General features: G+C 68.3%; 14 protein-coding genes. 10 read left to right on the top strand and 4 right to left on the bottom strand.

The features are described from left to right. Nucleotides 1-6 precede the first annotated feature (6 nt). The 4 genes from J5T34_RS00850 (at nt 7) to J5T34_RS24030 (ending at nt 2,729) form a co-directional block, all read left to right on the top strand. Nucleotides 7-1,026, top strand: a complete 1,020-nt coding sequence (locus tag J5T34_RS00850) for a copper resistance protein B (protein ID WP_208577564.1) — start codon at nt 7-9, stop codon at nt 1,024-1,026. Nucleotides 1,027-1,066: 40 nt separating this feature from the next. Continuing rightward, on the top strand, nt 1,067-1,453 hold the full coding sequence (gene copC / locus J5T34_RS00845) for a copper homeostasis periplasmic binding protein CopC (protein ID WP_208577561.1): 387 nt from the start codon (nt 1,067-1,069) through the stop codon (nt 1,451-1,453). Nucleotides 1,454-1,457: 4 nt separating this feature from the next. Then, nucleotides 1,458-2,387 (top strand): copper homeostasis membrane protein CopD, encoded by a 930-nt coding sequence (copD, locus tag J5T34_RS00840; RefSeq protein WP_208577553.1) that lies wholly within the window; start codon nt 1,458-1,460, stop codon nt 2,385-2,387. A gap of 210 nt (nt 2,388-2,597) precedes the next feature. Next, the gene (locus tag J5T34_RS24030; RefSeq protein ID WP_279633720.1) at nt 2,598-2,729 is read left to right on the top strand and encodes a hypothetical protein; all 132 of its coding nucleotides are present in this window, start codon (nt 2,598-2,600) and stop codon (nt 2,727-2,729) included. A gap of 504 nt (nt 2,730-3,233) precedes the next feature. On the opposite strand, the gene J5T34_RS00835 is transcribed toward J5T34_RS24030, so the two are convergent. The 3 genes from J5T34_RS00835 to J5T34_RS00825 form a co-directional block, all read right to left on the bottom strand. Next, nucleotides 3,234-3,980 (bottom strand): dienelactone hydrolase family protein, encoded by a 747-nt coding sequence (locus J5T34_RS00835; protein ID WP_208577551.1) that lies wholly within the window; start codon nt 3,978-3,980, stop codon nt 3,234-3,236. Nucleotides 3,981-4,059: 79 nt separating this feature from the next. Further along, nucleotides 4,060-4,872, bottom strand: coding sequence for a helix-turn-helix domain-containing protein (locus tag J5T34_RS00830; protein ID WP_208577549.1), 813 nt, complete (start codon nt 4,870-4,872; stop codon nt 4,060-4,062). Nucleotides 4,873-5,004: 132 nt separating this feature from the next. Further along, nucleotides 5,005-5,742 carry a GDSL-type esterase/lipase family protein gene (locus J5T34_RS00825; protein ID WP_208577547.1) on the bottom strand — a complete coding sequence of 246 codons (738 nt, stop codon included), beginning with the start codon at nt 5,740-5,742 and terminating at the stop codon, nt 5,005-5,007. A gap of 316 nt (nt 5,743-6,058) precedes the next feature. On the opposite strand from J5T34_RS00825, the gene J5T34_RS00820 reads away from it, so the two are divergent. From J5T34_RS00820 to J5T34_RS00795, 6 genes are all read left to right on the top strand, one after another. Then, nucleotides 6,059-6,340, top strand: a complete 282-nt coding sequence (locus tag J5T34_RS00820; protein WP_006575911.1) for a UxaA family hydrolase — start codon at nt 6,059-6,061, stop codon at nt 6,338-6,340. A 128-nt stretch (nt 6,341-6,468) separates the two neighbouring features. Next, the gene (locus J5T34_RS00815) at nt 6,469-7,644 is read left to right on the top strand and encodes a UxaA family hydrolase (RefSeq protein WP_208577545.1); all 1,176 of its coding nucleotides are present in this window, start codon (nt 6,469-6,471) and stop codon (nt 7,642-7,644) included. Next, nucleotides 7,644-8,582, top strand: coding sequence for a hydroxyacid dehydrogenase (locus tag J5T34_RS00810; protein ID WP_208577543.1), 939 nt, complete (start codon nt 7,644-7,646; stop codon nt 8,580-8,582). The genes J5T34_RS00815 and J5T34_RS00810 overlap by 1 nt, the downstream gene beginning before the upstream one ends. Then, complete coding sequence (locus J5T34_RS00805; RefSeq protein WP_208577541.1) at nt 8,579-9,637, top strand: Ldh family oxidoreductase; 1,059 nt, start codon at nt 8,579-8,581, stop codon at nt 9,635-9,637. Before J5T34_RS00810 ends, J5T34_RS00805 begins: the two co-directional genes overlap by 4 nt. Before the next feature lie 101 nt (nt 9,638-9,738). Then, nucleotides 9,739-10,743, top strand: a complete 1,005-nt coding sequence (locus tag J5T34_RS00800; protein ID WP_174107697.1) for a Bug family tripartite tricarboxylate transporter substrate binding protein — start codon at nt 9,739-9,741, stop codon at nt 10,741-10,743. Nucleotides 10,744-10,915: 172 nt separating this feature from the next. Then, nucleotides 10,916-11,656, top strand: coding sequence for a GntR family transcriptional regulator (locus J5T34_RS00795; RefSeq protein WP_208577533.1), 741 nt, complete (start codon nt 10,916-10,918; stop codon nt 11,654-11,656). A 32-nt stretch (nt 11,657-11,688) separates the two neighbouring features. Here J5T34_RS00795 and J5T34_RS00790 read toward each other — a convergent pair whose 3' ends face one another. Beyond that, nucleotides 11,689-12,099, bottom strand: coding sequence for a Fur family transcriptional regulator (locus J5T34_RS00790; protein ID WP_208577531.1), 411 nt, complete (start codon nt 12,097-12,099; stop codon nt 11,689-11,691). Between the last annotated feature and the right edge of the window lie 12 nt (nt 12,100-12,111).

Genomic DNA, 12,111 nt, shown 5'->3' with positions numbered 1-12,111 from the left:
CGAGCCATGCCGACGAAAACACTCCTTGCCATCCTGCTGGCGTCCGCCGGCATCCATGCCGCGTGGGGGCAGCAAGCGCACCAGCACGATCATGCTGACCACCAGCAGCACGAGCAGCACGAGCAGCGCCAGCAGCGCCAGCAGCACCAGCAGCACCAGCAGCACGGGCAGCATCACGAGCACCAGCACCAGCACCAGCCGATGGACCACGGCACCAGGCCGGCCCCGTCCCACGGCGGCGCGCCGCCACCCGTGATGGACCACGGCGACATGAAGATGCAGGGCGGCAGCGCGCCGCCCGACGCGCGCGACCCGCACGCCTACTCCGGCGGCCATCGCCTTGGCGTCGGGCAGTACGCGCTCGGCCCACATCGCCAGCTGCATATGGCCGACGAGCATCTGTTCGGCTCGGTGCTGGTGGACCGCCTCGAGTGGGCGCGCGGCAGCGAAACCAACGCCGCCGCCTACGAGGCGCAAGCCTGGTTTGGCAGCACCTACAACCGGCTGGTGATCAAGGCCGAGGGCGAAGTCGAACGCGGCAAGGTGCACGAGGCCCGCACCGAGCTGCTGTGGGGCCATGCCATCGCCAGCTACTGGGACACCCAGCTCGGTATCCGCAACGACGCCGGCCACGGCCGTCCCGCGCGCAACTGGCTGGCGTTCGGCGTGCAGGGTCTGGCGCCCTACTGGTTCGAAGTCGACGCCACCGGCTACCTCGGCACCGAAGGGCGCACGGCGCTGCGGCTATCCGCCGAGTACGAACTGCTGATCACGCAGCGGCTGATCCTGCAGCCTCGCATCGAGGCGAACTTCTATGGCAAGAACGACCGCGAGGTCGGCGTCGGCAGCGGCCTGTCCAACGGCGCGGTCGGGGTGCGGCTACGCTACGAGTTCAACCGGCAGTTCGCGCCGTACATCGGTGTCGAGCGCTACCAGACCTTCGGCAACACGGCCGACATGGTGCGCGCATCCGGCGGCCGCAGCGGCGAGACCCGCTTCGTTGCCGGCGTGCGCGTCTGGTTCTGAGCCGTATCGTCTTTATCGCTGACTTCTCCGGGAGCGTCCCATGCGCGCGATCCGCACGACCATCCATACCTTGTTGCTGGGCGCCGCCCTGCTGAGCGGCCAGAGCGCCTTCGCGCATCCCAAACTGCTGTCGTCGACGCCGGCGGACAACGCCCAGGTGTCCGCACCGGAGCGGATCGAGCTGCGCTTCTCGGAAAGCCTGGTGAAGCAGTTCTCCGGCGCCAATCTGCTGATGACCGGCATGCCCGGCATGGCCAATCATGGGCCGATGAAGATTGCGGCCGCCGTGTCGCCGGGCGAAGACGGGAAGACGATGGTCGTCACGCCGGCCAAGCCGCTGGTGCCCGGCAGCTACCGTCTGGAATGGCGTGCGGTCGCGTCGGACACACATCCGGTCAGCGGCAAGATCTCGTTCCAGGTGAAGTGACCCGATGCCGCCGGACTGGCCGACCGTTCTGGTGCGGTTCGCGCTGTACCTGGACCTGATGCTGGTCTTTGGCGTGCCATTCTTTGCGCTGCATGCGTTGCGGCGCGACGAGCGCCATTCAAGCTTCGCTACGTCGATGCTGCACGCGGCAGCCGGCGGCGCGTTGATCGGCCTGCTCCTGTCTCTTTGCAGTCTGGCGATGATGGCCAAGGCGTTGTCCGGTGTCGCGCAATACGCGGACCTCGATGCGGAGACCCTCGGCATGGTGGTAACCGCAACCGATTTCGGCCTCGCCTGGTCCGCGCGGATGGTGGCCCTGCTGGCGGTGCTGCTGGCCGTCCCGCTCTGTGGCAGGCGGCGCACGGCTTGCCTTGGCATCGTCACCGTCGCGGCCGCCGTGGCGCTATCCACGCTGGCGTGGGCCGGCCACGGCGCGATGGACGAGGGCGCCCGACGCTACCTCCATCTCGGCGCCGACATCGCTCACCTGATTGCCGCCGGTACCTGGGTCGGCGCGCTGCTCGCCTTCCTCTGGATCGCTGTTCGTGCACGCCGGGCCGCGCCGGAAAACCTTGCCATGCTGAGCCGCACCGCCAGCGGTTTCGCCTTCGCCGGCACGCTGGTCGTCGCCACGCTGGTGCTGACCGGCGCCCTCAACTACTGGCTGATCGTCGGCCCTTCACTGGCCGGCATCGTCTCGACGGCCTACGGCGTGCTGCTGCTGGCGAAACTGGGTCTGTTCGGCGCGATGCTGGGCCTCGCGGCACTGAACCGCTACCGGTTCAGCCCCCGCCTTGCCGCACGCCTGACGTCGGGCGATTCCGAACCGGCCGCGAGCGCGCTGCGGCGCAGCCTGTGGCTGGAAACCGGCTGCGCCGCCGCCATTCTGGCGCTGGTCGCATGGCTCGGCACGCTGTCGCCGGAGCCGCTGTGAGCCTGTTCGCTGGCGCGGGCGAGGTCCCGTTTGCAGCATTGACAATACTTCGTGCAGATTCTGCGACATCGACTGGCTTAAGCCGGCCGACGGAGCCTACTGCGCGCACTTTACGTCTCCCCACGCCGGCATCACACCCGATCTCCGCGCTGGCACGCTCGATGCATCCATTCAGGTCCGGACGTCATGTCCGCACATCCGGAGACCATCATGACTCAGCCACAGCAAGGCCAAGGCCAAAAGAGCGGCAGCAAGCAGCAGCAACAACAGCAGCAGAGCAAGGGCGGCCAGCAGCAGCAAGGCGGCCAACAGCGCGAGCGCAAGCAGCAGCAACAGAAGTAAGCGGCGCGATGCGCAGATGTAGCGGCAGATGCCGGGATGCGTCTGCCGCTTGTTTTCTGTGTCCAGGAAAAGCCCGAAGAACCGCCTCCGCGATCGATGTCAGATCATCCGCCGGGGGACCGAAAGCGCTTCGTCCCCGGCCTCGTGGGCGTAGGCAGCGGTAAATCGGAGATAAAGCGGTGACTCCCGTCGACGCTTGTCTCTATCAGCTTGCCATCGATCGCTTCCAGGACCGCGCCGCCAAGAGCCAACGCGCGAACGTAGGCTCGTCTTAATGCATATTCGGCCAACTCGGGTATTAGCGCTTCAGCGAGCTGCATGGCCCGCTCGTCCAGTACTTTCCGCTGTTCCATCGGTAGCTCCCGCGCTGCCGTGTAGATATCGACCAAAGGCAAGTCTGGCCGGGCGCGCTGGGAAGATTGGTAACGGCGACTGGATAGCGCTTTTTTCTCGCTCAGCGGCGCCTCTATTTGAAAGTCGTCTCGGCGATCTGTGGCCCCGCCGCTAGGCTTTTACCCCCAATGCCTCGGCCAGAAACCCCTTCATCGCCGCCCACGATCGCCTGTCGGCCCGCGCGTCATAAATGATGCCCCGCTCCGGGAAATTCGCGCCCGCGAACGTGAACGCATGGCGTGCGTGGCCATAGGCGTGCAACTGCCAGTCGGCCCCCGCGTCGGTCAATTCCTGGGCGATGGCGAGCACATCGGCGGGGGGCGCGACCGGGTCTTCCCAGCCGTGCAACAGCAGCACACTCGCGTTGATCTGACCCTGCTCGGTGACCTGCGGTGGCTGTAGTACCCCGTGAATACTGACGGCGGCGACGAGGTTGGGCGGGGCGGCGCGGGCCAGGTCGAGCGCGCACAGGCCGCCGAAGCAGTAGCCGACCGCGGCGATGCGGCTTGGCTCGACGCCAGGGACCGCCGCGGCGGCGTCGAGTCCTGCCAACAGCCGTCGCCGCAGCAGGGCTCGGTCGGCCAGCATCGGCTCCATCAGATGCGAGTTGTCGCCCATCGGGTCGCCGCGCACGCCCTTGCCGTAGACGTCGGCCGCGAAGCAGACGTAGCCCAATGCCGCCAGCCGGTCGGCGCTGCGCTTGATGGGCTCGCTCAGACCGCTCCACTCGTGGGCCAGCAGCACGCACGGCGCGGACGGCCCCAGGCCGGCAGGCCGGGCCACGTAACCCTCGAAAGTGGTAGTGCCGTCGGTGTAGTCGACGAGCGTTCGTTCCAGCGCAATGTGTTCAGCGTCCATACGCACCTCCTGTCGAGTGCAGAGGATGCCGCAGCGCCGACGCGTCGTATTGAACGTTTGGGACGTTCGGTGAGCTCCGTCAGAGATAGAAGGCCGGGCCGTCGCCCGGCTGCCGGCCGAAGTATTCGGCCAGTGGCGAGGGCCCGCCGTGGGCGTAGCCGCCCGGCGTCTGGGCAAGGCGCCGCCGCCAGTTGCGGATCTGGTGCGCCTGGTCGCTATAGCCGGACAGCGCGTCCCCGTCGCCGCGTTGCACGGCCTGGATGCTCGACTGCAGCCGTTCCAGATCCATCAGTTGCTTGGGGCCGAGGCCAAGGTGCCGCTCGAACCATCGGTGCAGTTGGCGCCGATTGACGGCGGTCAGCCGGGCGATGTCCTGCACCTGCCGACCTTCGCGCAACAGCGCGTGTGCCGCCGCCAGCGTCGGCAACTCGATCGGCGCTCGAGTGGCGTCGAGGCGCCGCAGCAGCCAGGCGTCCAGCTGGCCGGCGATCCGGCGCGGCGACCAGGCGGCGCTCAGGTCGGCCTCGAGCGCGCAGGTTGCCCCATCCCCCAGATACGCCGCAAGATCCATCAGGCGGTCCCTGCAGTCCGGCCCCACGCCGGGAAACAACCGCGCCAGCCCCATGCCGCTCAGCATCGCCATGACGAAATACGTGTCCGACCACGAGCGCCAACGGCGGCTGGTGGACTGGAACCCCAGCAGCGAGACCTTCGGTACCGTGGGGCCGCCCTCCATCGCGTTCGGGCGGCCGAAGTTCACCGACAGGACCGCGCCCGGGTAAGGGCAGGTCACGATCGGCTGTCCTTCATACACGCCCTCCAGATCCTGGACGAACCAGTAGCCGTTGACGTAGGGCGCCAACGCGGGGCAAGGGGCGATCACCTGAAACATGAGGGTCATCCGGGAGGCGGCGGGGATGCGACGAACGCATGTCTCGCGCCGTCCATCGCGCCGAACATACCAGAAGCCGGTTCCGGGGCGCCCCTCACGCCCGCGCGAATCGATGCGCGCCAGGGCGCGAGCCTATCGCGCGGCCACGCTCGTGCCGTGCAGATACGGCAGGATCACGGCCTTCCAGCGCGCGTACCCCTCGGCATTCAGATGGACCCCGTCATAGGTCAGCGAGCGGTCCAGATTGCCATGCCGGTCGGCCAGCGCCCGGCCGACGTCGATCCACTCGACCCGATCGTCCTTGGCCGCCAGGTCGGCCAGCAGCGCATTGAATTGAGCCACGCGGCCATTGTCGCGGCCGGTGTCGCGGATCTCGCGGTTGACCGGCAGGGTGCTCTGCACATAGATGCGCGTGCCCGGAGACACGCGCTTGACCGTGTCGATGATCTGCCGATAGCGATCGAACACATCGCGCTCGTCGAACGCGCCGAGGTCGTTGATGCCGGCCATCAGGAACAGCTTCGAAGGCAGCGTCTTCGCCACCGATTCGATGCGGTCCAGGATGCGTGCCGTCGAATCGCCGCCGATGCCGCGGTTGACCACGTCGTCGTGGTCCAGAAACTCGCCCCATTCCCCCGCTTCGGTGATCGAATCGCCGACGAAGACGATCTTGCCGGCGGGCAGCGCGGCGTCGAGCGAGCGCAGATGCTGCAGGCGTCCGGCGCTGTAGCCGGAGCCGTCGTCGCGATGCTTGAGCTTGAAGGCGAGATAGCTGATGCCGCCGAGGCGGTGGATCGCCATCACGGTGGCGCTGACGAACGCCAGGTTCAGCAACAGCGACGCCACCAATAGCAGTCTGATCGGACGCATGACCGATTCTCCCGATGAGCGGAGGTTGGGCGGCCGATCTCCCTTTGGCTCCGGGCGGCCGCGGCCAGGGAAAGCTCCGCGACACCGATCTTCCGCCACCCCACAGTCCCGCGTCCGTGCGACAGCAAACGCTTCTCATTACCGCGGCAAGTTACTTTCTCTGGCGGCAGCGCCCGCCCGGCCGAGACGGGGCCAGTCCGCTCGCCGTGCGACGCACAAGCCTATACATCTAATTCATATAGATGAGTTGGTTGACCTTTATGAGTTACCGGCCTATGATCCGATGCACGCACCAACCCACAGAGGAGACACAACGATGATTCACGTCGTACTGCACGACGCCAAGGACACGGTGGCCGTGGCCGTGGTGGAAGGGATCGAGGCGGGCACCGAGCTCAACGCCTGGATCATGGACGAGGACCGCACCATCACGGTGACCGCGCGCCAGCCGATTCCGATCGGCCACAAGGTGGCGCTGCGCGACATGGCGCCGAACGACACGGTCTACAAGTACGGCGTCGACATCGGCAAGGTGGTCGCGCCGATCAAGGCCGGCGAGCACGCTCACGTGCACAACATCAAGACCAAGCGCTGGTAAGCGGCGCCGCCCGCTGCGCGGGCAGGTCCTTCGAGCCCCGCCATCGCAGCCTTCCAGCCCTTCCAGCCCTTTCAGGCGATCACAGCCACTCAGGCGAATTCAGCAATCCGAGAACCGAATACCACGCCATGTCCATCATCGATCAAAACACCACCTTCTGGGGCTACCGCCGCGACAACGGCCGGGTCGGCGTCCGCAACCACGTCATCATCCTGCCGCTGGACGACTTGTCCAACGCCGCCGCCGAGGCGGTCGCGTATGCGATCAAGGGCACGATGGCGATTCCCCATCCCTATGGCCGCCTGCAGTTCGGACCCGATCTGGACCTGCACTTCCGCACGCTGATCGGCGCCGGCAGCAATCCCAACGTCGCCGCGGTGGTGGTGATCGGCATCGAGGACGGCTGGACCAAGCGCGTGGTCGACGGTATCGCCAGGACCGGCAAGCCGGTGGTCGGCTTCGGCATCGAGGGCCACGGCGATCACGAGACCATCAAGCGCGCGTCGAAGGCCGCCAAGGAGTTCGTGCAGTACGCCACCGCGCTGCATCGCGTCGAATGCCCGATCGCCGATCTGTGGGTGTCGACCAAGTGCGGCGAGTCGGATACCACCTCCGGCTGCGGCGCGAACCCGACCGTCGGCAATGCCTTCGACAAGCTGCATCCGCTCGGCACCACGCTGGTGTTCGGCGAGACCTCCGAGCTGACCGGCGGCGAGCATATCGTCGCGGCGCGCTGCGCCAACGACGAGGTGCGCCACCAGTTCATGGCGATGTTCGAGCGCTACCAGGGCATGATCGACCGCTGGAAGACCACCGATCTGTCGGAGTCGCAGCCGACCAAGGGCAATATCGCGGGCGGCCTGACCACGATCGAAGAGAAGGCGCTGGGCAACATCCAGAAGATCGGCAAGACATGCACCGTCGACGGCGTGCTGGACAAGGCCGAGGAGCCGACCCATCCGGGCCTGTGGTTCATGGATTCGTCGTCGGCCGCGGCCGAGATGGTGACGCTGTGCGCGGCCGCCGGCTTCGTCGTGCATTTCTTCCCGACCGGCCAGGGCAACGTGATCGGCAACCCGATCGTGCCGGTGATCAAGCTGTGCGCGAATCCGCGTACCGTGCGCCTGATGAGCGAGCACATGGACGTCGATTGCTCCGGCCTGCTGCAGCGCGAGCTGAATCTGGACCAGACCGGCGACAAGCTGCTCGAATGCATGCTGGCCACCGCCAACGGCCGCTGGACCGCGGCCGAGGCGCTGGGCCACCGCGAGTTCGTGCTGACCCGCATCCACGAGTCGGCCTGATGAAGCGGATCTGCATCAGCGAGTTCATGGACCCGGACGCGGTGGCCGCGCTGGCGCCCGGGTTCGAACTGCGCTACGAGCCTGACTGGGTCGACCGGCGCGCCGAGCTGCTGGCGGCGCTGCCTTCCGCCGACGCGCTGATCGTGCGCAACCGCACGCAGGTCGATGCCGCGCTGCTCGACAGCGCGCCGCGGCTGCGGGTGGTCGGGCGGCTCGGCGTCGGCCTGGACAACATCGATGTCGAATCGTGCAAGGCCCGCGGCATCCGCGTGATCCCGGCCACCGGCGCGAATGCGCGCTCGGTCGCCGAGTACGTCGTCACCACGGTGGCGATGCTGCTGCGCGGCGCCTATCAAGGCAGCGGCGAGGTGATGCAGGGCAAGTGGCCGCGCGCGCGTCTTTCCGAGGGCCGCGAGGCGCTGGGCAAGACGCTGGGCCTGATCGGCTTCGGCGACATCGGCCGGCAGACCGCGGCCTTGGCGCAGGCCTTCGGCATGCGCGTGGTCGCCCATGATCCGATGCTGCGCGACGACGATCCGGTCTGGCAACGCAGCGAGGTCGCACCGCGCGGCCTCGACGCCTTGCTGGCGGAAGCCGATGCGGTCAGCCTGCACGTGCCGCTGGTGCCGGCGACCCGGCATCTGCTCGATGCGCGTCGGCTGGCTCAGATGCGGCCGGGCGCGGTGCTGGTCAACACGGCGCGTGGCGGCGTGGTCGACGAGGCCGCGCTGGCCTCCGCGTTGCGCGAGGGCCATCTGGCCGGCGCCGCGCTCGACGTGTTCGAGCGCGAGCCGCTGCCCGCCGGCTCGCCGCTGGAGGGCGTGCCCAATCTGGTGCTGACGCCGCATATCGGCGGGGTCACGCGCGAAGCCAATGCGCGCGTGTCGATGCTGATCGCGCAGCAGGTGCGCCAGGCCCTGCAGGAGGCATCGACATGAGCGCCGCCAGCACGATCGCGGTCGATGCCGGCCGCCTGACGCAATTGGCCGAGGCTGCGCTGCGCCGCGCCGGCGCCAGCGCGCTGCAGGCGCAAGCCACCGCCGCGGCGCTGGTGCGCGCCGATGCGGCCGGCCTGGCCTCGCACGGCGTGTCGCGCGTGCCGATGTATGTCGCGCATCTGCGGCGCGACCGCGTCGACGGCGCGGCGGTGCCGGTGCTGCGCACGGCCAACGGACCGAACGAACCGGGCCCGCAGCAACGCGCCGCGCTGCTGGTCGACGCGCAATCCGGCTTCGCCTTCCCGGCCTGTGCGATGGCGATCGAGCAGGCCATCGTCCGCGCGCGCGAGCTTGGCGTCAGCGTGGCCGCGGTCACCAACAGCCACCACTTCGGCGCGGCCGCTTCGCATCTGGAGCCGGTGGCCGAGGCCGGCATGATCGGCATCGCGCTGGGCAACTCGCCGGCGGCGATGCCGGCCTGGGGCGGGCGCAAGCCGCTGTTCGGCACCAATCCGATCGCCGCGGTGTTTCCGCGCCGCGGCGCGGCGCCGGTGGTGATCGACCTGTCGCTGTCCGAGGTCGCGCGCGGCAAGATCATGGTCGCCGCCAAGGCCGGGCAACCGATCCCGCTGGGCTGGGCGCTCGACGAAGCGGGCGAGCCGACCACCGACGCGGCGGCCGCGCTGCGCGGCTCGATGCTGCCCGCCGGCGGCGTCAAGGGCGCGATGCTGGCGCTGCTGGTCGAGCTGCTGGTGGTGTCGCTGGCCGGCGCGCAATTCGGTGCCGAGGCCGATTCCTTCTTCGAGGACGCCGGCGGCCGTCCGCGCATCGGGCAGGTCTTCCTGGTGCTGGACCCCGGCGCGTTCAGCGGCGCGCAGGTCTATCACGATCGCGTCGAGGCGCTGCTGGCGGCGATGTTGGCCGACCCGGGCACGCGCCTGCCGGGCGCGCGCCGCGAGGCATCGCAACGACGCGCCAGCCGCGAGGGCATCGCCGTGCCCGCCGCGTTGCTGGCCGAACTGGAGGCGCTGGCCGGGGAGGGTAGTCCGGCATAGCAAGCGTCAGCTCACGCCGGCCTCCGGGCCGACCCATTGGCTGGCCCCACATACGCCGAGGTCCGCAAAGTACGGATGGCGGCAAACAAAGGAGACAAACCATGCATCGCCTGTTGATTCGCTCCATGCTGCGGCATGTGGCCGCGTTGTCCGTTGCCTTGTCCGCCATCACCGCCGTCACCGCGGCCGCGCCCGCGGCGGCCCAGGGTCCCGCCGACTATCCGGGCAAGCCGATCCGCTATGTGGTGCCGTTCGCGCCCGGGGGGCTGACCGACATCATGGCGCGCATGGTCGGCCATCAGCTGTCCGAGGAGTGGGGCAAGCCGATCGTCATCGACAACAAGCCGGGCGGCAACGCCAATATCGGCGCCGACCAGGTCGCCAAGGCCCCGGCGGACGGCTACACGTGGCTGGCCGTCACGCTGACGCACGCGTCCAACGTCACGCTGTTTCCGAAGCTGCCGTTCAACATGCAGAAGGACCTGGTGCCGGTCGCGCGCATCGCCTCGTCGCCGATGACCGTGGTGGTGCCGGCCAATTCGCCGATCCAGTCGATGAAGGACCTGGTCGAGGCGGCACGCAAGGGCAAGCTCAATGCGGGCTCGAGCGGCAACGGCACGCCGCCGCATCTGACGCTTGCACTGTTCGAGAGCCTGACCGGCACCAAATTGACGCACGTGCCCTACAAGGGTGGTGCACCGTCGATGACGGACCTGATCGGCGGGCAGATCGACGTGGTGTTCTCCAACTTCCCCGAGTCGCTGGCCTACGTCAAGGGCGGCAAGCTGCGCGCGCTGGCCGTGACCACGCGCGAGCGCCATCCGCTGCTGCCCGATGTACCGACGGTCGGCGAAGTAGGCTTTCCCGATCTGCTGGTCGAAAACTGGACGGGTTTGATGATGCCGGCGGGCACGCCCAAGCCGATCGTCGACAAGGTCGGCGCGGCGGTGGCGAAGATGGTCGAGGTCAAATCGGTGCGCGACCGCATCGTGGCCGCGGGCTTCTCGCCCGCCCCGCAGGCCAGCGCGCCGTTTGCCGACTACTTCCAGGGCGAGGTCGCGCGCTGGGCCAGGCTGATCGACCAGAAGGGCATCCGCGCCGAGTAAGTCGAGCGAAAGCATCGAACCGAAGGAACAAGGCGATCTTCACGGCAGGGCGGGGCGGAGCCGGTGACGGCAGTCATCCATGTTATATAGACGGGTCGTGCGGCGCCGCTGGACAGCAGCGGCGTCGGCACCGGCATCGTGCCAATCCATCCGTCCAGGGAGATCGTTGAAGGTGGGCGCAGAATTCGAAGCAGGCGCGGCAATCGGCGGCGTGCTGTACAAGGACGTCAAGCGGGCCATCCTGGCCGCGCTGGCCGCCGGCGAGTGGAAGCCGGGCGAGGCGATTCCGGCCGAACGCAAGCTGGTGGAGCGCTTCGGCGTGTCGATCGGCACGCTGCGCAAGGCGATCGACGAACTGGTGGCGGAGAACATCATGATCCGCCATCAGGGGCGCGGCACCTTCGTCGCGACCCATCGGCAGGAGGATCATTTCTTCCGCTTCTTCCGCGTCGTGCACGAGGACGGCCATCGCGCCTTTCCGAGCGTGCGGCTGGCCAGGTTCCGGCGCGGCAAGGCCAGCAAGGAAGAGGCGCTGGCGCTCGGCATTGCGCCCGGCGATCGCGTCTTCCATTTCGTCAACGTGCTGTCGCTCGACGGCAGGCCGGTGATGACCGACGCGATCACGGTGCCCGAGGCCCTGTTCGACGGGCTGACCGAGACCCTGCTGCGCGAGCGGCCCAACACGCTCTACAACTTCTATCAGGACGCCTTCGGCATCAACGTGATCCGCACCGAAGAGCGGCTGCGCGCGGTGCTGGCCGACGAGGACGACCATCGGCTGCTGGAGGTGCCGGTGGGCGGCCCGCTGCTGCAGATCACGCGGATCGCCTCGTCCTATCACGAACGGCGCGTCGAGCGCCGCGTCTCGCGGCTCGACACCACCGCGCACGAGTTCGCGATCTCGCAGCCTTGAGTCGGCTTTCTTTCTTCCTTTCTTGATCGGGCTCAGCCCGCGCGCCGCTTGCCGACCTTTTTGGTCGCGCATTCGCGGCAGCGGCCGCGCAGCGTCAGTTCATGCTGCTCGACCAGGAAGCCGGGCGGCGTGATTTCCTCCAGATGCCCGGGGCATCCTTCCAGCGGAAAGACACGGTCGCACGTCAGGCACTGGAAGTAGTGCTTGTGCACGACCGCGTCGGGCGGCGCCGCGACTTCGTAGCGGTCGGCCTGCCCTGGCAGCGGCACCGCCACCAGTCCTCCTTCCTGCAGCATGGCGCGGATATTGCGGTAGACCGTCGCGAGTCCGAGCGTCGGCACCGTGCGTTGCGCGGCGGCCAGAATCTCGGCTGGGCTCAGCGGCCGGGCGGCCTCGCGCAGCGCGCCCAGCACGGCCTCGCGTTGACGGGTCATGCGTTCCATAGCTAGAATGAT

The sequence above is a fragment of the Cupriavidus gilardii genome (assembly GCF_017598945.1).
GTDB classification, from domain to species: Bacteria; Pseudomonadota; Gammaproteobacteria; order Burkholderiales; family Burkholderiaceae; genus Cupriavidus; species Cupriavidus gilardii_E.
This window is presented reverse-complemented; position numbering and strand designations above follow the sequence as displayed.

Coding starts and splice junctions, on each gene's coding strand:
- J5T34_RS00810 (WP_208577543.1), top strand. CDS start 7,644: ATGAAGCGGATCTGCATCAGCGAGTTCATGGACCCGGACGCGGTGGCC.
- J5T34_RS00830 (WP_208577549.1), bottom strand. CDS start 4,872: ATGTTTCAGGTGATCGCCCCTTGCCCCGCGTTGGCGCCCTACGTCAAC.
- J5T34_RS00835 (WP_208577551.1), bottom strand. CDS start 3,980: ATGGACGCTGAACACATTGCGCTGGAACGAACGCTCGTCGACTACACC.
- copC (WP_208577561.1), top strand. CDS start 1,067: ATGCGCGCGATCCGCACGACCATCCATACCTTGTTGCTGGGCGCCGCC.
- copD (WP_208577553.1), top strand. CDS start 1,458: ATGCCGCCGGACTGGCCGACCGTTCTGGTGCGGTTCGCGCTGTACCTG.
- J5T34_RS00800 (WP_174107697.1), top strand. CDS start 9,739: ATGCATCGCCTGTTGATTCGCTCCATGCTGCGGCATGTGGCCGCGTTG.
- J5T34_RS00815 (WP_208577545.1), top strand. CDS start 6,469: ATGTCCATCATCGATCAAAACACCACCTTCTGGGGCTACCGCCGCGAC.
- J5T34_RS00805 (WP_208577541.1), top strand. CDS start 8,579: ATGAGCGCCGCCAGCACGATCGCGGTCGATGCCGGCCGCCTGACGCAA.
- J5T34_RS24030 (WP_279633720.1), top strand. CDS start 2,598: ATGACTCAGCCACAGCAAGGCCAAGGCCAAAAGAGCGGCAGCAAGCAG.
- J5T34_RS00825 (WP_208577547.1), bottom strand. CDS start 5,742: ATGCGTCCGATCAGACTGCTATTGGTGGCGTCGCTGTTGCTGAACCTG.
- J5T34_RS00850 (WP_208577564.1), top strand. CDS start 7: ATGCCGACGAAAACACTCCTTGCCATCCTGCTGGCGTCCGCCGGCATC.
- J5T34_RS00790 (WP_208577531.1), bottom strand. CDS start 12,099: ATGGAACGCATGACCCGTCAACGCGAGGCCGTGCTGGGCGCGCTGCGC.
- J5T34_RS00820 (WP_006575911.1), top strand. CDS start 6,059: ATGATTCACGTCGTACTGCACGACGCCAAGGACACGGTGGCCGTGGCC.